11 protein-coding genes, 3 tRNA genes and 4 pseudogenes are annotated in these 17,159 nt (G+C 55.1%); 6 read left to right on the top strand and 12 right to left on the bottom strand.

The window, feature by feature from the left end; all coding sequences use genetic code 11:
- Nucleotides 1-124: 124 nt before the first annotated feature.
- Nucleotides 125-877 (top strand): 2,3-diphosphoglycerate-dependent phosphoglycerate mutase, encoded by a 753-nt coding sequence (gene gpmA / locus HA45_RS04105; RefSeq protein WP_100702433.1) that lies wholly within the window; start codon nucleotides 125-127, stop codon nucleotides 875-877.
- Between the two features lie 63 nt (nucleotides 878-940).
- Here gpmA and aroG read toward each other — a convergent pair whose 3' ends face one another.
- A complete protein-coding gene (aroG, locus tag HA45_RS04100; RefSeq protein WP_100702432.1) occupies nucleotides 941-1,993 on the bottom strand; it encodes a 3-deoxy-7-phosphoheptulonate synthase AroG in 1,053 nt (350 codons plus the stop codon).
- 297 nt (nucleotides 1,994-2,290) lie between these two features.
- On the opposite strand from aroG, the gene HA45_RS04095 reads away from it, so the two are divergent.
- The 4 genes and pseudogenes from HA45_RS04095 to zitB all read left to right on the top strand — a co-directional run bounded on the left by HA45_RS04095 (nucleotide 2,291) and on the right by zitB (nucleotide 7,336).
- Nucleotides 2,291-2,647, top strand: coding sequence for a YbgS-like family protein (locus HA45_RS04095; RefSeq protein WP_205960958.1), 357 nt, complete (start codon nucleotides 2,291-2,293; stop codon nucleotides 2,645-2,647).
- A 102-nt stretch (nucleotides 2,648-2,749) separates the two neighbouring features.
- Nucleotides 2,750-3,333: pseudogene (locus tag HA45_RS04090) on the top strand (response regulator).
- Between the two features lie 20 nt (nucleotides 3,334-3,353).
- A pseudogene (locus HA45_RS04085) lies at nucleotides 3,354-6,390 on the top strand (ATP-binding protein).
- On the top strand, nucleotides 6,368-7,336 hold the full coding sequence (zitB, locus tag HA45_RS04080) for a CDF family zinc transporter ZitB (RefSeq protein WP_100702429.1): 969 nt from the start codon (nucleotides 6,368-6,370) through the stop codon (nucleotides 7,334-7,336). The pseudogene HA45_RS04085 and the gene zitB overlap by 23 nt, the downstream one beginning before the upstream one ends.
- On the opposite strand, the pseudogene pnuC reads toward zitB, so the two are convergent.
- From pnuC to HA45_RS04065, 3 genes and pseudogenes are all read right to left on the bottom strand, one after another.
- Nucleotides 7,330-8,051: pseudogene (gene pnuC, locus HA45_RS04075) on the bottom strand (nicotinamide riboside transporter PnuC). The gene zitB and the pseudogene pnuC sit on opposite strands and share 7 nt — an antisense overlap.
- 25 nt (nucleotides 8,052-8,076) lie before the next feature.
- A pseudogene (nadA, locus tag HA45_RS04070) lies at nucleotides 8,077-9,137 on the bottom strand (quinolinate synthase NadA).
- 135 nt (nucleotides 9,138-9,272) lie between these two features.
- Nucleotides 9,273-9,779, bottom strand: coding sequence for a methylated-DNA--[protein]-cysteine S-methyltransferase (locus tag HA45_RS04065; protein WP_100702426.1), 507 nt, complete (start codon nucleotides 9,777-9,779; stop codon nucleotides 9,273-9,275).
- A gap of 273 nt (nucleotides 9,780-10,052) precedes the next feature.
- Here HA45_RS04065 and HA45_RS04060 point away from each other — a divergent pair, with 273 nt between their 5' ends.
- The gene (locus tag HA45_RS04060) at nucleotides 10,053-11,513 is read left to right on the top strand and encodes an AlkA N-terminal domain-containing protein (protein ID WP_100702425.1); all 1,461 of its coding nucleotides are present in this window, start codon (nucleotides 10,053-10,055) and stop codon (nucleotides 11,511-11,513) included.
- 620 nt (nucleotides 11,514-12,133) lie between these two features.
- Here the strand turns inward: HA45_RS04060 and HA45_RS04055 are convergent.
- The 8 genes from HA45_RS04055 to tolR form a co-directional block, all read right to left on the bottom strand.
- Nucleotides 12,134-12,209: transfer RNA gene (locus HA45_RS04055), tRNA-Lys, on the bottom strand.
- Nucleotides 12,210-12,241: 32 nt separating this feature from the next.
- A tRNA-Lys gene (locus HA45_RS04050) sits at nucleotides 12,242-12,317 on the bottom strand.
- A 52-nt stretch (nucleotides 12,318-12,369) separates the two neighbouring features.
- Nucleotides 12,370-12,445 (bottom strand) — tRNA-Lys (locus HA45_RS04045).
- Between the two features lie 165 nt (nucleotides 12,446-12,610).
- Nucleotides 12,611-13,414 carry a cell division protein CpoB gene (gene cpoB / locus HA45_RS04040; protein WP_100702424.1) on the bottom strand — a complete coding sequence of 268 codons (804 nt, stop codon included), beginning with the start codon at nucleotides 13,412-13,414 and terminating at the stop codon, nucleotides 12,611-12,613.
- A 9-nt stretch (nucleotides 13,415-13,423) separates the two neighbouring features.
- The gene (pal, locus tag HA45_RS04035) at nucleotides 13,424-13,939 is read right to left on the bottom strand and encodes a peptidoglycan-associated lipoprotein Pal (RefSeq protein ID WP_100702423.1); all 516 of its coding nucleotides are present in this window, start codon (nucleotides 13,937-13,939) and stop codon (nucleotides 13,424-13,426) included.
- A 64-nt stretch (nucleotides 13,940-14,003) separates the two neighbouring features.
- Nucleotides 14,004-15,299, bottom strand: a complete 1,296-nt coding sequence (gene tolB, locus HA45_RS04030) for a Tol-Pal system beta propeller repeat protein TolB (protein WP_100702422.1) — start codon at nucleotides 15,297-15,299, stop codon at nucleotides 14,004-14,006.
- Nucleotides 15,300-15,414: 115 nt separating this feature from the next.
- Nucleotides 15,415-16,701 carry a cell envelope integrity protein TolA gene (tolA, locus tag HA45_RS04025; RefSeq protein WP_100702421.1) on the bottom strand — a complete coding sequence of 429 codons (1,287 nt, stop codon included), beginning with the start codon at nucleotides 16,699-16,701 and terminating at the stop codon, nucleotides 15,415-15,417.
- A 25-nt stretch (nucleotides 16,702-16,726) separates the two neighbouring features.
- Complete coding sequence (gene tolR / locus HA45_RS04020) at nucleotides 16,727-17,155, bottom strand: colicin uptake protein TolR (RefSeq protein WP_100702420.1); 429 nt, start codon at nucleotides 17,153-17,155, stop codon at nucleotides 16,727-16,729.
- Nucleotides 17,156-17,159: the final 4 nt, after the last annotated feature.

The following is a 17,159-nucleotide window of genomic DNA, read 5'->3' as shown; positions in this document are numbered from 1 at the left end:
TAGCGACAGGCTTACGCCGTGCGTTGTTTTCCGCTATGGTATGGCGCTATCAGTGTGCCGCTTTTCAGGTGGCCGCAGCCGGTTTCTATAATCATCGAAACATCAAGCATTAAGGAGTTAAGCTATGGCCGTAACTAAGCTGGTTCTGGTGCGACACGGCGAAAGCCAGTGGAACCAGGAAAACCGCTTCACCGGATGGTATGACGTGGATCTGTCAGACAAAGGTCGCACTGAAGCCAAAGCAGCCGGTCAGCTGCTGAAGAAAGAAGGTTTCGTGTTTGATTTCGCTTATACCTCCGTGCTGAAACGCGCCATCCACACCCTGTGGAACGTGCTGGATGAGCTGGATCAAGCGTGGCTGCCGGTTGAGAAAACCTGGCGTCTGAACGAGCGTCACTACGGTGCGCTGCAGGGTCTGGATAAAGCTGAAACCGCCGCTAAATACGGCGACGACCAGGTTAAACAGTGGCGTCGTGGCTTTGCCATCACTCCACCAGAACTGGATCGTGCCGATGAGCGTTTCCCGGGCCACGACCCACGTTACGCATCACTGACCGATGCACAGCTGCCAACCACCGAAAGCCTGGCGCTGACCATCGAACGCGTTATCCCTTACTGGAACGAAAACATTCTGCCGCGCATCAAAAGCGGTGAGAAAGTGATCGTTGCGGCACACGGTAACTCACTGCGTGCGCTGGTAAAATACCTTGATAACCTGAGCGAAGATGAAATCCTCGAGCTGAACATCCCAACTGGCGTGCCGTTGGTGTATGAGTTCGATGAGAACTTCAAACCGCTGAAGCGTTACTACCTGGGTGATGCAGACGAGATTGCCGCGAAAGCCGCAGCCGTTGCTAACCAGGGTAAAGCCAAGTAATTCCCGGCTTAAAAACAAAAAGGCCAGACGCGAGTCTGGCCTTTTTTATTGCGCGTTAAGCGATTAGCCGCGGCGCTGTTTGATCGCCTGTGCCAGTTGACGCAAGGCTTTCTCGGTATCATCCCAACCAATGCAGGCATCGGTCACGCTCTGGCCGTACACCAGCTCTTTACCGCTGTCGAGGCTCTGATTCCCTTCAACAAGATGACTCTCGATCATCACGCCAGTAATCGCCTGCTCACCGCCCGCGATCTGCTGCGCCACGTCATCAGCTACAACCATCTGACGCTGGAACTGCTTGCTGCTGTTGGCATGGCTAAAGTCGATCATCACCTGCGGACGCAAGCCCGCTTTCTCCAGACCGGTTTTCACCGCAGCCACGTGTTCTGCACTGTAGTTCGGCTCTTTGCCGCCGCGCAGAATGATATGGCAATCTTCGTTACCGCTGGTTTCGACAATCGCCGAATGACCGAACTTGGTGACGGAGAGGAAGCAGTGCGGCGCGCTGGCGGCACCAATGGCGTCGATGGCCACTTTGATGGTGCCATCCGTGCCGTTTTTGAAACCGACCGGACAAGATAAACCGGAAGAGAGTTCACGATGCACCTGGGATTCAGTGGTACGCGCACCAATCGCGCCCCAGCTCATTAGATCAGCCATGTATTGTGGAGTGATCATATCAAGGAACTCGCCTGCCGCTGGCAGACCGATGTCGTTGATGTCCACCAGCAGCTTACGCGCCAGACGCAGGCCTTCGTTGATCTGGAAGCTGCCATCCATAAACGGATCGTTGATCAGCCCTTTCCAGCCCACCGTGGTGCGCGGCTTTTCGAAATAAACGCGCATCACCACTTCCAGCTCACCTTTCAATTCGTCACGCAGCGTCAGCAGACGGCTCGCGTACTCTTTGGCGGCTTCGGTATCGTGGATTGAGCAAGGACCGATCACCACCAGCAGACGATCGTCCTGGCCATGCAGAATGCGGTGAATCGCCTGACGTGCCTGAGCAACAGTTTCAGCGGCTTTATCGGTAGCGGGGAATTTTTCGAGCAAAGCAACAGGCGGTAATAATTCTTTGATTTCTCTGATGCGTAAATCGTCGTTCTGATAATCCATACATAATTCCATTCAAATTTCTGGCCCCGCGTTCGCCGGGCGCAACCCGTTAAATGTATCCCTTCAGGCTGCGGGTGTAAATTCCACGCTCGCGTAAATGCTTTTGTTAAATTTGCATTTATCCGTTCATGAACTAAGCTTTTTAAACGTAAGCACTGAGGAATGAGGTTCTTGCGATATTTAATTTTTAAGCGAAGCGTTAAAGATGGAATTATATTCCGTCACGGGACGTTATTTTCGCCATTCAGCACCAGTGGTGTTTGACGGCTACTCTCCATCGATTAAAGGAGCATAATGATGAATAAGCTTGCACTTATCTTTCTGACGGCAGCGATGACCTTGGGCAGCGGCGCAGTCATGGCTGCAGATAATAACAACGGTGACGCCAACGCATCAGCAGAAGCTGGCGCGGCTGCAGGCGGCGCTAAACAGAATCTGCCACCGAATAATGTTGATAACAGCAAAATCAACAACGGCAGTACCAATACCAACAGCGCTGCGACGTCTGGCACCAGCTCAGGCAATATGACAGCCGAGCAAATTCACAAAAATACCATGTGTAAAGACGGTAAGTGTCCGGACATGAATAAGAAGGTCCAGACCAAAGAAGGTGGCGGCCACGTGAAACACAAAACTGATGGCACCACCCAGTAAAGGTGGGTAGATCACACAAAGGGAGAGCTTCTGCTCTCCCTTTGTATTTCCGCTCCTGCTTTTCCGCTATGCTAAAACCATGAAATTCAGAGGAACTGTTTCATGGCTTCACTGCTGCTTATTGATGATCATCCGTTAGTTGAAGTCGCGCTGGAAGCGGCCTGTATTCACTCCCCTATTACGCTCACCCTGCGCGCCGCCGCGGATGAAGCCCAGGCACGGCAGCTATTGCAGCACCATCAATTTGATCTCATCGTGCTGGATATCGGCTTGCCGGACAGTGATGGCCTTGAGCTGCTGCGCCGGTTACGCGCCCGCGACCCGAATTGCCCGGTGTTAATTTATTCCGCGCAGCAAAACCGCCATACGTTGCTGAGCGCCGTTTCGCTTGGTGCGGCGGGCTATGTGGTAAAGAGCCAAAGTATGGCGCAATTACTCAGTGCGATTCTGGCGGTCCTCGGCGGACAGCAAGCGTTTCCACCGCTGCCCGAACGTATCGAACTGCCGCTCACCGACAAGGAGCAGCAAATTGTTGCGCTGCTGGTGCGTGGCCTCTCCAATCTGCAGATTGGCGAACAGCTGCATATCAGCAATAAAACCGTCAGCACCCACAAAAAAATATTCTGGAAAAAACCGGTGTGCAGTCGGTGGTCGAACTGGCTGAACTGTGGAAGGCGCAGCAGTGAGAGTGATTTTGCTGGTGTGCATGTTGCTGGTCAGTTTGCTGGCCCGTGCAGACTTACAGCCCGCCAGCAGCGTGATGCTGCCCGCCATGATGCCCGCGCCTCATGCTGAGCCATGGCCTGAACCCACCCTGCGCGTGGCCGTACCGGCGCAAAACAGCGCGCCTTGGGCCATGCGCATCGGCGATCGCATCTGGGGAATCGATGCGGATTATCTCAGTGCCTTAAGTCAGCTCACCGGTACGCACTTTATCCTGCAAAGTTACGCCGATCGCGCGCTGCAGTTGGCCGCTCTGGCACGCGGTGAAGTGGATTTTGTGCTGAGCACTGAGCATGCGCAGCTGCCAGAAAATGTCCTGGCCAGTGACAGCTGGGTGAACAGTCCAATCCGCATTTATCGCAATCGTGATAATCAGCGCGCGGTGATGTTTAACAGTGAAAACGCCCAACTCACCATCGCGGAAGCCACGCTGGCGCAGTTACCCAGTGCCTTTGTGCAAAGCCATCGCTGGCGCAGCCTGCCAGGCGATTTGCAGGCGCTGTATGCATTGCTGAATCAACAAAGTGACTATCTGGTGGCTGACGAAGCCAGCGCCGGATTCCTGCTCAACCAGCTGCAACAAGGTCAGATTTACCAGATTACGGCCGATCCCGGTGCCGGCGAACTGTCGCTGCGTGCTCTGGCGCGCGATCCCACGCTGGTTCACTGGCTCAACTCGCAGCTGCGTCTGCTGCCCGCAGAATTCAGCAATCGCGTGCAGCAGCGCTGGAGCCCTCCTTTGCTGCGCTATCAGGATACGCAAACGCTGATGCTGTCTGCGGCTGAGAAGCAGTGGCTGGCCGGGCAGAATGACATTCCTTACGCCGCTGAAGTGGATAATGCGCCCTGGAGCTATCGTGATGGCAACGGCAATGCGCGCGGTTTGGCATTGACCTCCTCAACGCATTAAGCCAGAGCACCGGGCTGCACTTCACGCCGCGCTGGGTCAATAACCCGCAACAGGCAAATGCCTTGCTGCAACAACATCAGGTCATGCTGAATCTGCTGCAGCCGCTGGAAGGCGACGATGCCAGCAGCAACACGCTGCCGGTGTGGCGCGCGATTTGGGGCATCTATACGCTCAATACCCAACAGCCGATGGGATGGCAATCGTTGCAGAATCGACGCGTTGGCATATTGCGTGACGATTTGGCGCAACGCTTGTTACCGGCGGGCATCACACCACAGCTGTTCGACGACCGTGCGCAATTATGGCAGGCCCTCAACGGTGGCCAGATTGATGCACTGGTGGATAACGTGCTGTCGGCGCGCTGGCGTATGGCGAGCCACACCGATAATCGTGTCCATCTGGCATTTGCCGCCAGCGATATTGCGTGGCCGCTGGCACCGCAGGTCAGCCGCGACCAACCGCAACTGCAGGCGCTGTTGGATCATGCGTTACAGCAGATTCCGCCCGATACGTTAAATCAGATGCGCATCAACTGGTCGCAACCGCCCCAACCTGGCACCAATATGACCATGCGCAATGTGCCGCTGCTGATTCTGATCGCCGCAGGGATCACCATTCTGCTGCTGCTGATTTTGCTGTTGCGGCGCTATCTGCAACAGCGGCGTGAACGCTTGCAGCGCGAACAGGCTGAGCGCGCCAACGCCGCTAAGGGCCAGTTTCTCGCCACCGCCAGCCATGAACTGCGAACGCCGATGCAGGCCATTCTGGGCCTGCTGGAGCTTGAACAGCAGCAACATCCCAGCGAGCGGTTGGCGTTGATGCACAGCAGCGCCCGTTCGCTGATGGCGCTGCTCAACGATCTGCAAGACCATGCGCGGATTGAGAACCAAAGTTTTCGTCTCTCCCCGCGTCCGCTCAATCTGGCCCACTGGTTGCAGCAACAACAGCAGTTTTATCATCCACTGATGCGTGAATCGGGCCCGGTGTTGGTGGTCGAAGCGCTGACGCCGCTGCCCTCGCCGGTGATGCTGGATGGCGATCGCCTTCAGCAGGTAGTGAATAATCTGGTGGCCAATGCGCTAAAGTTTACTCGCCATGGCGAAGTGCGATTGTCTCTGGCCGTGAAGGAAGAGATTGTGCTGACCGTGGCCGACAGCGGCAGCGGGATTCCCCTCAGTGAACAGGCTCAGCTGTTTGAACCCTGGTATCAAGCGCCTTCCGGCAAAAGTCATGCGGTGCAGGGCAGCGGTTTGGGCCTGTTTATTTGCCGTGAAATTGTAATGCGCATGGGCGGCACGCTGACGCTCACCTCTGCGCCCGATCAAGGCACCACGGTGAGCGTGCAGCTGCCGCTGGATATTTGCGATGACGTTCCCACCGATCATCAAACCGCCTGGCCGCATTATCCACAGCTGCGCGTCGCGATTGTTGATGATCATCCGACCAATCTGCTGGTGCTGCAGCAGCAACTGGCTGTTTTGGTATCACGGCGGCCCTGTTCGAAGAGGGCCGCAGCCTGTTGCGTGACGACGCGCTTCAGCCGTTTGATGTCCTGTTGATCGACCAAATGATGCCGCGACCCGATGGATTAACGCTGCTGAAAATTTTGCGCCGCCGTCAGCGAGGTCGTGCCAAACCGGCACTGCGCGTACTCTGCTCTGCCGATGTGCAACTGCTGAAAATCACATTACAGGACGACGAAGCGCTGTTATTAAAGCCGATAGAGCTGGAGCATCTGGCCCCCTTACTGGCGCGCGCAGTTCAAGACCCGTTGAGCCGATTGCCCGACAGCCTGCTGATTCTGGCCCAGCACAATGAGGCTTTTATCCCGCGTATTTGTCACACCCTGCAACGCACGCTGCAACAAGATCGGGATGCCCTGCTCACCGCCAGCGCGAACCAGGACTGGCCCGCTCTGGAGCATGCTGCGCATCGCATGAAAGGCAGCTGGCTGCTACTCGGGATGGATGAGATCGCTGGTCATTGCCAGCAGTTGACGAACAGTGCCAGACTGCAACAGCCTGACGCTGAAGCACTCAATTTACTGATATCATTAACGAACAGGTTACTGGAACAACTGGAAAGTTATGGCACACACTCATTCTCATAGCGCGCACAATGGCAACCGCACGCGTCTGGCGGCGGCATTTGGCGTAACCGTCGTGTTTATGGTTGCCGAAGTGATTGGCGGCGTGGTTTCCGGCTCTCTGGCGCTGCTGGCCGATGCCGGACATATGTTAACCGATGCGGCAGCCTTGTTGATGGCGCTGCTGGCGGTGCAGTTTGCTCAGCGTAAACCCAATGCCCGTCATACCTTTGGTTTACTGCGGCTCACTACGCTGGCCGCGTTCGTCAATGCTATCGCGCTACTGGTGATCACCGTGTTGATCGTCTGGGAAGCGCTGCGCCGTTTCTATCAACCACAGCCGATAGCCGGTGGGTTGATGCTGGGGATCGCCATTGCCGGGCTGCTGGCGAATCTGCTTTCTTTCTGGCTGCTGCATCGCGGCAGTGAAGAGAAGAATCTTAACGTGCGCGCGGCGGCGCTGCATGTGTTGGGCGATTTGCTCGGCTCGGTTGGCGCGATTGTGGCCGCCGTCATCATTATGCTCACCGGCTGGACACCCATCGATCCGATTCTGTCGCTGCTGGTTTCACTGCTGGTGGTGCGCAGCGCGTGGTCATTGCTACGGGAAAGTCTGCATGAGCTGCTGGAGGGCGCGCCGAGCCACATTAACGTGGATAAACTGGCGCGTGAGCTGACACGTAACATTGCTGAAGTGCGCAATGTACATCATGTGCATGTGTGGCAAGTGGGAGAAAAACCGGTGCTGACACTGCACGTGCAGGTGATACCGCCTTACGATCATGATGGATTGCTGCGCAGTATCCACAGCTATCTGCACCAGCATTATCAGATTGCCCATGCGACGGTGCAGATGGAATATCAGCCTTGTATCGGCCCCGATTGCGAGCTGTGCGCCGATAACGGCTCAGCGCAGCACGATCACTCTGAGCATGCTGCGCTGGATGGTCACGCCCATCACCATCACTGATTAGACAGCGCGCGCGAGCCGTGTTCGCGCGCGCTTTGCATCCACAAGCGTGAGCCATTAAGCGCAATCAACGTCAGAATCGCATACTCCAGCGACATTGCGTATACGCCCTGACGCGCAAAGATCATCACGCTAATCACGTTGATCACCACCCACAGTAACCAGTTCTCAACGTATTTCCGCGTCATCAAAATCATCGCCACAATCGACAACACCATCATGCAGGAATCCCAGAACGGGAACGCATCCGGCTGTAGCTGCGGCATGGCCACGTTCAAGCCGAGGCTCTGCATCAGGCCCACCGCTGTTTTGGTCAGGAAGGCAAATACCGGGTCGATATACAGCGTCATCAGCGCAATCGCGATCACGCACGCCGCGCCCCACCCGAGCGCTTTCGGCAACGGCAACCAGCGAATTTTCAACGCCGCTTCGTTGCCGTTGGTTTGCCGGCTCCATGCGTACCAGCCGTAAACGTTGGCGACAAAGAAGAACAGCTGTAACAGCAAGCTGGCATACAGCTGGATCTGGAAGAAGATCACCGCAAACAGCGCGACGTTGATCAGCCCGAAGAAGTAGTTGATGATTTTTCCTGGCTGGCGAGCCAGATGCACAGCAGGCCCGCAATCGTACCTACCGCCTCGATCCATGACAGGTCGTAACCCCCCACGCCGATAGGAATGTGAACCAGAATATTTTGTGTGCTGAAGAAGTCCATGATCTGCACCTGTATGAAAGCCGCGTTATGCGTTCCCTTTCACCTTGAGTTTGAGTTGTGCTGCAAAGTCTAGCATGCGGTTAAGCGGTATCAATGCGGCTACACGCAGCGCATCATCTACATGGATTTCATGCTCGCTGCCGCCGTGTTCCAAGCCTTCGGCAATCGCTTTCAGGCCATTCATCGCCATCCACGGGCAATGCGCGCAGGTGCGACAGGTGGCGCCCTCACCTGCCGTGGGTGCCTCAAGCAGTTCTTTATCCGGCACCGCCTGCTGCATTTTGTAGAAGATGCCGCGATCGGTGGCGACGATCATTTGCGGGTGCGGCAAGGTTTTCGCTGCCTGAATCAGCTGGCTGGTCGATCCCACGGCATCAGCCAAATCCACAATCGCCTGGGGTGATTCCGGGTGCACCAATATCGCCGCATCCGGATAAAGTTCTTTCATACGCTGTAACGCCTGGGTTTTGAACTCATCATGCACGATGCACGCACCCTGCCAGCACAGCACATCCGCTTTAGTCTGTTTGGTGACGTAACGGCCCAGATGGCGATCCGGTGCCCAGATGATTTTCTCGCCGAGGCTGTCGAGATGTTCGATTAACTCTACCGCAATACTCGAGGTCACCACCCAATCCGCCCGCGCTTTTACCGCTGCCGAGGTATTGGCATACACCACCACGGTGCGATCCGGATGCGCATCACAGAAGCGATTAAATTCCTCAATCGGACAGCCGAGATCGAGCGAACACTCGGCGTGCAAGGTCGGCATCAATACGGTTTTTCCGGGCTGAGGATTTTGGCGGTTTCACCCATAAAACGCACGCCCGCCACCAGCAAGGTTTTCGCCGGATGCGCGCTGCCGAAGCGCGCCATCTCTAAGGAGTCGGAGACGCAGCCACCGGTCTCTTCTGCCAGCGCCTGAATTTCAGGATCGGTGTAATAATGAGCGACCAGCACCGCATCACGCTCGATGAGTAAGCGTTTGATTTCGGCGATATAATGCGATTTTTCATCCAGGCTGAGACGCGCTGGCTTCGGCGGGAAAGGATAAATCGCGCTTTCAGGATCGAACATCAGACTCATGACACGGCTCTCGTTTTCTCAATTTAACAAAATCGCCTGTTACAGCGATGATGCGGCATCAAAACCGCCATCGTGTTTTATATGCTAAACACGATAGCCGAATTGCACGAGAGTGTCGTCTCTTTTTTATGCGACTTATAACAGCAGTGAGCCACCTGACATTTTTTGCGGGCTTTCGAGGGCGAGAAGAAAGGCTTTCACGTCCAATCCGCCGGCAAACCCGGTGAGCTTGCCGTTACTGCCAATCACCCGATGGCAAGGCGCCATGATCGACAGGGGATTTTTGCCATTCGCAGCGCCGACCGCGCGTACCGCTTTCGGGTTGCCTATCTGCTCTGCAATTTGCAGATAGCTGCGGGTCTCGCCAAACGGAATCGTCAGCAATGCTTGCCAGACCTTCTTCTGAAACTCGGTGCCCACGGTGTCGTAGGGCATGTCGAATTGCTGACGCTCACCGGCGAAATATTCACGCAGCTGGCGCTCCGCTTCGCACAGAATCGGGTGCTGATCGTTACGACTGACAGGCTTGAGTGGCACACGCTGAGCGCCTTCGTTTTCCCATAGAATCGCCGATAATCCCTTATCCGTTGCGATGAGCGTGAGTTCTCCAACCGGCGTTGGAATGATTTTGGCATGATACATCGGGCACCTCCGGCATAAATCAGTGCGTCATTATCGCACTTTTATTGCGATAAACTGGCTGTTTTCGGTCATCGGCATAAACTGGTTAGCTGTCCGAAAGCAGCGAGTTTTGCTGAGTCAGTTGCGCGACTATAGCCAAAATAATTCAAGGCGCACGAAGGCGGCAAACGAGAGAATCCCGATGAGCTTACTTAAGTCAGTGATTCGGAGCAGCCAACGCATCTGTGCTTTGAAGTATGAAGGGTATATGCGGTTTATTTGCTGGAGACGATGATGTTCGATCCTGAGATTGCTTACGAGGCACTGACCTCGCGCGACAGTCGCTTCGATGGCCTGTTCTATGTCGGCGTGACCTCAACCGGCATTTATTGCCGGCCCATTTGTCCGGTGAAAGCGCCGATGCAGAAGAATTGCCTGTTTTTCAACAGTGCTGAAGCCGCCGAGAAAGCCCACTTCAGACCCTGCCTGCGCTGCCGCCCTGAGTTAGCGCCAGGCTTTGCACCGGTGGATAGCCACCACCGCATTGCCGATCGTTTGATTCGCCGCATTGAAGAGGGCTTGCTGGAAGAACAGGAGACGCTGGCAGACATCGCGGGCGAGTTTGCCTTGAGCGAACGTCAATTACGCCGTGTGGTGCAGCAGGAGTTGGGCGTATCGCCGATGGAGTTGCGCCAAACGCGGCGCATGCTGCTGGCGAAACAGTTGCTAACCGAGACATCATTACCGGTTACGGAAATCGCTTATGCCAGTGGCTTTCGTAGCCTGCGGCGTTTTAATGATGTGTTTCAGACGCGCTACCGTATGACGCCCTCTCGTCTGCGTAAGCAGAGCCAACCCGATACCCCCACCAGCATGCAGGAGAGCGCTGAGCTGCGTCTCAGTTATCGTCCGCCTTATGACTGGGATACGATCCTCGATTTCCTGCAGCAGCGCGTGATGAAAGAGGTGGAATGGGTCAATGAGGGGGCGTATCACCGCACCGTGGCGTTAGGCCACTGTCGTGGTTGGGTGCGTATCAGCCATCTGGCGGAGAAACAAGCACTCAAAGTACAGTTCACCACCACTTTAACGCCGGTTTTACCTGCCCTGCTGCGTCGTCTGCGCGACCTGTTCGATTTGGATGCCCAACCACAGCGCATCAGCGAGCATCTAAGCCAGGATCCGCTATTAGCTGAGAGTCTGGCTCGTTATCCTGGTTTACGCGTTCCTGGCGCGTTTGACGGCTTTGAATTGGGGGTGCGGGCAATTCTCGGCCAACAGGTGACCGTAAAAGCGGCCACCACGCTGAGCAGTCGTGTCGCTCAACGTTTCGGCCAGCCGCTAGCGACGCCATGGCCTGAACTATCCCGACTGCCGCCCACCGCAGAATCCCTCGCTGCGGCAACGATTGATGATATCGCCAGCCTCGGTATCGTTAGCGCCCGCTCGCAGGCGATTCAGTCACTGGCTCAGGCATGCGCCTCCGGTGCATTGCGGTTTAATGGCGCGGTGAATCCTGACGTGGTTCAGCAACAACTGTTGGCATTAAAGGGCGTTGGGCCGTGGACCGCGAGTTATATCGCCATGCGTGCGCTACGCTGGCCCGATGCGTTCCCCAAAGAGGATATTGCGATTCGTAATAATCTCGGTGGCGTGAGTGCCAAAGTGGCTGAAACGTTATCGCAGGCCTGGAGACCGTGGCGCAGCTATGCGGTGCTGCATATCTGGAAGAGTTTGACGCCAGGTAAGAAATAAACCTGAACGCTACAGTCGGCAGTAAAACAACGACAGTGCGTTTCAGTCGGTAATAAGGGGCGGTTGCGTAAAGTCGCCGTAAATACATCCCTGTAGGCTCTGGCGGCGCATCCCTGCGCCGCAAGCTTTACTCCACCGCCCCTTATTGCCGCCTTCATGCCACATCTGTGCACTTTTCACAAAGCAGCAACCAAGCCACATAAGCCCGTCAAGGCGGGAGCGGAAAGCGAAGCGTCCGAGCCATGGATGGCGAGGCCGATCCACAGGGATGTGAGATTCCTTCGCGATCCGGCCCGCCTTGACGGGTTGACGCACGGACCCACAGCAACCCCACCAAACAATTCGATATTGAAGAACGCAGTCCCTTCCAAAACAGATGTGCGTTTTAATAAAGCAGCAACCAGGCCACATAAGCCCGTCAAGTCGGGAGCGGAAGAGCGAAGCGTCCGAGCCATGGATGGCGAGGCCGGTCCACAGGGATGTGAGATTCCTTCGCGATCCGTCCCGCCTTGACGGGCTGACGCACGGACCCACAGCACGTTCAGCTGAAGTTTTGACAAGCACAGATTTAAGAAACGCAGAAAAGCAAAAAGGCGCCTTTAGGGCGCCTTTCTACATAGTGGTGGGTCGTGCAGGATTCGAACCTGCGACCAATTGATTAAAAGTCAACTGCTCTACCAACTGAGCTAACGACCCGCTCGAGGAGCGGCTTACAACTTTAAACTTGATGGTGGGTCGTGCAGGATTCGAACCTGCGACCAATTGATTAAAAGTCAACTGCTCTACCAACTGAGCTAACGACCCATCAAGGTTGTGAAGCTTCTGAAGAAAACATCTAACATACAGCTGGTTAAGATGGTGGGTCGTGCAGGATTCGAACCTGCGACCAATTGATTAAAAGTCAACTGCTCTACCAACTGAGCTAACGACCCATCTTCAGGCTGCCGGACGCTTTGTTAAACTGCCCGGGCAACGGCGGCATATATTACTGATTTAGCGGGAGGGCGCAACCCTTATTTATCACCAAATCACTCAATTGCTTACCTTTCATGCTGCAAGACCAGAAATCATACGAAATCCGGTCATTGCTGCACAAATTACATCCCAGCCAGACGCTTTTGCGCCAGCTTGGCAGATTCGCTTGTCGGGTATAATTTGATCACTTGTTGATAGACCGCTTTGGCTTTCGCCGTGTCGTTCTTCTCTTGCATGATCACGCCAACCTTAAACAGCGCTTCTGGGGCTTTCGGTGATTTCGCATAATTTTTTACCACAGTGGCAAAATAGTAAGCGGCATCGTCCTTCTTGCCCTTGTTGTAATTCAACTGACCCAGCCAATAATTAGCATTGGGCTGATAGGTGGAGTCAGGATATTTCTTCACCCACGCCTGCAGGGCCGTTATTGCTTGATCGAACTGCTTCTTCTCGAGAATCAGCGCGACTGCCGCATTGTAATCGGTATTTGCATCGCCGGTTTGCGCAGGGGCAGCGGTATTTCCGCTTGCATTGCTACCACCTGCATCAGCGTTTCCCGCTGCTGCACCCGCCGCTGCGGCATCACCGCCACCGCTCGCCTGTGCGCCATTGTTCCCGCTGCTCAGCGTATCAATCTGCTGATAGAGCTGCTTTTGGCGCTCAATCACCTGATTCAGTTGATAGCTGTTCTGCTGGATTTGGCCGCGCAGCGAATCGATATCGCTTTGGTTGTCACTCATCTGCTGCTGCAACTGCTGCAGAAGCTGAGCCTGGGCATTGGAGATACGTTCGAGATTGGTGACACGGTCTTCGACCGAGCCTGAGCCAACGTTACTGATTGACGCCTGGGCATTAGCGGCCCAGGGGGCCGCTACGCCAACCAGTAACGACAGACTCAATAGTTGAAGTCTGAAGTTACTAATCATGTGAGTCTCTTAGTAAACCAGTACGGCACGACGGTTTTTAGCGTAAGCCGCTTCGTCATGACCCGGTACAGCTGGTTTTTCTTTACCGTAAGATACGATAGACATCTGGTCAGCAGATACGCCTTTACCCTGCAGGTACATTTTAACTGCGCTAGCACGACGTTCGCCCAGGGCGATGTTGTACTCTGGGGTACCGCGCTCATCCGCATGACCTTCGATGGTCACTTTGTAAGACGGGTTGCCACGCAGGAATGCCGCGTGCTGATCCAGCATCTGAGCGTAGTCAGAAGCCACGTCATACTTGTCCAGACCGAAGTAAACGATGTTGTTCTGCTGCAGCTGCTGCATCTGCAGACGCGCTTGCTCATCAGAAGACATGTTGCCGTTCTGGCCAGCACCGTAAGCGCCGTTGTCTGCGCCCATACCAGTCTGGTCGTTGTTGTTGTTTTTGTGCGAGCTACATGCAGCTACCGCGATCACCGGCAGAGCCAGCATCAAACCCTTCAGCACTTTGTTCAGTTGCATTTCTTTATCCTATTATTTTGTTTGCTATACATCGTCATCCCCCGCTATGCAGGGGAGCCATGCATTACAGATACGGCGACCAGGCAGGGAATTTGACCTGTCCATCGGTTGCCGGAAGACGCGCTTTGAAACGCCCATCTGTTGAAACCAACTGCAACACGGAACCCATCCCCTGAGTAGAGCTATAGATTACCATCGTGCCGTTAGGCGCCAGACTTGGCGTCTCATCCAGGAACGTGTCCGTTATTGTTTGAACGGCTCCCGTTACCAGATCCTGTTTGGCGACATGCTGAGCACCACCGGCGCTGCTGATCATCACCATTGTTTTGCCGTCGGAAGACACATCCGCATCCTGGTTCTGAGAACCTTCCCAGGTAATACGTTGTGGCGCACCGCCGTTAACTCCAACTTTATAAATCTGAGGCGCACCCGCCTGATCCGAGGTGTAAGCCAGCGTCTGGCTGTCCGGGAACCAGGTCGGTTCAGTGCTGTTATAGCGACCATCGGTCACTTGACGCGTCTGACCTGAGGCCAGATCCATCACATATAAATTCAGGCTACCGGTTTTAGACAGCGCAAATGCCAGTTTCGAACCGTCCGGCGAGAAGGCCGGTGCACCGTTGTGGCGCGGGTAAGAAGCAACCTGACGGATGGCACCGTTGGCCAGCGTCTGTACCACCAGCGCTGATTTACCGCTCTCAAAGGTCACGTAGGCCACTTTGCTGCCGTCTGGAGACCAGGCCGGTGACATCAATGGCTGCGGTGAACGGTGAACCACGAACTGGTTGTAACCGTCGTAATCTGATACGCGCAGCTCATACGGGAACTGTCCGCCGTTGGTTTGCACCACGTAGGCGATACGCGTGCGGAATGCACCTTTGATGCCAGTCAGCTTTTCGAACACTTCGTCACTGGCGGTGTGTGCGGCATAGCGCAACCACTGCTTAGTCACTTTGTAAGAGTTCTGCGCCAGCACGGTACCCGGTGCACCACCGGTGTCCACCAGCTGGTAAGCAATTTGGTAGCTGCCATCTGGGTTAGGGGTAACCTGACCCACGACAACCGCATCAATACCCAATGCGCTCCAGGCGGCAGGCTGAACTTCCTGCGCGCTGGCTGGCTGTTGTGGCAAACGCGAACGGTCGAGCGGGTTGAATTTACCGCTGTTACGTAAGTCTGCAGACACAATGCCGCCAACGTCTTCCGGTGCCGCGCCAGGGCCAGCCCATTTGAACGGCACCACACCAATTGGACGTGCGGTGTTCACGCCCTGCGTAATTTCAATGCGCACTTCTGCGTGCAGCATCGCTGCCCACAGCAGTACAAAAAAACCTAAGGTGACTCGAAGTGCCTGCTTCATCTTTTCTCCCTTATCTGAACCTGAGTTCCCGATAATTCGCACAGTTCCTGAAAAACACGAGTGTTCATAAATTACGGCAAGCTAACCTTAGTTCAACCTGCCGTGGGTTACTGCATTATTCCGGTTTGAAACGCATTGGGGCATTTTTAAACACTTCATACACCGCTTGCGATGGAGGCTTAGGAATACGAGCCTGTTTCGCCGCGGTGATTGCAGCCTGACACAATGCCGGGTCGCCACCTTCTGATGTAACATCAATCAGCAAGCCGTCAGGTGCCAATTTAATACGCAGGTTACACTCTTTGCCCTTAAAGGTATCCGCATCGTAGAAGCGACTTTGAATCGCACCCACCACTTGTCCCATATAAGAGTTAATCTCTGCACCTGACGCACCTGCCTTCTTCTGATTCCCCTGCCCCGCAGCACCACCAGAAGCCGTGCCACTTTTCGGTGCATTCTTACCAGACGAGAGGCCACCTAACAGGTCATCAACGTCACTTTCGTTCTTCGCGGCTTCAGATGCGGCTTTCTTCTTGGCATCTGCTGCGGCTTTTGCTTTGGCTGCCGCATCGGCTTTCGCCTTCGCTGCTGCATCCGCTTTGGCTTTGGCTTCGGTGGCGGCTTTCTCTTTTGCCGCCTCAGCTGCCTTTTCCTTCGCGTCTTCTGCTGCCTGTTCTTTGGCTTCTTTCGCTTCCTGAGCGGCTTTCGCCTTCGCATCGGCGGCTGCCTGCGCTTTGGCCTCAGCATCTGCTTTTGCTTTAGATTCTGCCGCCGCTTTCGCCTGCTGCGCGGCTTTCTCTTTAGCTGCTTCAGCTGCCGCTGCTTTGGCCTGCTCATCCGCTTTCTTCTTTGCATCTGCAGCGGCCTGCTTGGCTTCTTCTACCGCTTTGGCTTTGGCATCTGCCGTGGCTTTAGCTTGTGCATCCGCCTCTGCTTTCGCATCCGACTTGACCTTTGCCGCCGCGGCTTCAGCTGCTTTCTGCTGATCCTGAGCTTGCTTCGCAGCCGCTTCCGCCGCTTTCTGCTGCTCGGCCTGCTGTTTCGCCTGCTCTTTCGCTTCCTGCTGGGACTGCAAACGTTCTTTTTCCATCTCTTTCAAACGTTGCTGCTCAGCGGCTTGCTTCTGCTGTAACTCTTCTGCCTGCTGCTGCGACTGCTTTTGACGCTGCTGCTCGGCGCGCTGGCTGTCACGTTGCTGATTCTGCTGGCGGTTGTATTGCTCAACCACGGCACCGGAATCGACCATCACCGCGTCAATATCACTGCCGCCACCGCCGCCGCTGGATTCGATCTTTTCGTTAAACGAGCTCCAAATCAGCAGGGCGATCAGCACGATGTGCAGAATCACCGAAATGATTATCGCGCGTTTTAATTTGTCGTTCTGCTCGGTTACCTTCGACACTCTCGGATCCCAAAAACGGTTCGCGTTAAATCGGCTGTGTCATCAAACCGACAGATTTCACGCCAGCCTGATGTAACAGGTTCAGCGCCTTGATGATTTCGTCGTAAGGCACATCTTTCGCACCACCAATCAGGAACACGGTCTTCGGATTGGCTTCGATGCGGCGCTGTGCTTCGCTCACCACCTGTTCCGGCGGTAACTGCGTCATGCGATCGTGATCCACCACCAGGCTGTACTGCCCTACTCCAGACACTTCAACAATGACGGGAGGGTTATCATCCGTTGAGACCGTTTTCGAATCGGTCGCGTCAGGCAGATCCACTTCCACGCTCTGCGTAATAATCGGCGCGGTTGCCATAAAGATGAGCAGCAACACCAACAGCACGTCGAGCAGCGGAACAATGTTGATTTCCGACTTAAGGTCGCGGCGCCCGCGACCACGGGTTCTGGCCATCGTT

Source organism: Pantoea rodasii, from assembly GCF_002095465.1.
In the GTDB taxonomy this organism is placed as follows: domain Bacteria; phylum Pseudomonadota; class Gammaproteobacteria; order Enterobacterales; family Enterobacteriaceae; genus Pantoea; species Pantoea rodasii.
This window is presented reverse-complemented; position numbering and strand designations above follow the sequence as displayed.

Bases quoted from the DNA above. Each gene is read 5' to 3' on its own strand.
- aroG (WP_100702432.1), bottom strand. From the start codon at position 1,993: ATGGATTATCAGAACGACGATTTACGCATCAGAGAAATCAAAGAATTA.
- pal (WP_100702423.1), bottom strand. From the start codon at position 13,939: ATGCAACTGAACAAAGTGCTGAAGGGTTTGATGCTGGCTCTGCCGGTG.
- tolR (WP_100702420.1), bottom strand. From the start codon at position 17,155: ATGGCCAGAACCCGTGGTCGCGGGCGCCGCGACCTTAAGTCGGAAATC.
- zitB (WP_100702429.1), top strand. From the start codon at position 6,368: ATGGCACACACTCATTCTCATAGCGCGCACAATGGCAACCGCACGCGT.
- HA45_RS04065 (WP_100702426.1), bottom strand. From the start codon at position 9,779: ATGTATCATGCCAAAATCATTCCAACGCCGGTTGGAGAACTCACGCTC.
- cpoB (WP_100702424.1), bottom strand. From the start codon at position 13,414: ATGATTAGTAACTTCAGACTTCAACTATTGAGTCTGTCGTTACTGGTT.
- tolB (WP_100702422.1), bottom strand. From the start codon at position 15,299: ATGAAGCAGGCACTTCGAGTCACCTTAGGTTTTTTTGTACTGCTGTGG.
- gpmA (WP_100702433.1), top strand. From the start codon at position 125: ATGGCCGTAACTAAGCTGGTTCTGGTGCGACACGGCGAAAGCCAGTGG.
- HA45_RS04095 (WP_205960958.1), top strand. From the start codon at position 2,291: ATGAATAAGCTTGCACTTATCTTTCTGACGGCAGCGATGACCTTGGGC.
- HA45_RS04060 (WP_100702425.1), top strand. From the start codon at position 10,053: ATGTTCGATCCTGAGATTGCTTACGAGGCACTGACCTCGCGCGACAGT.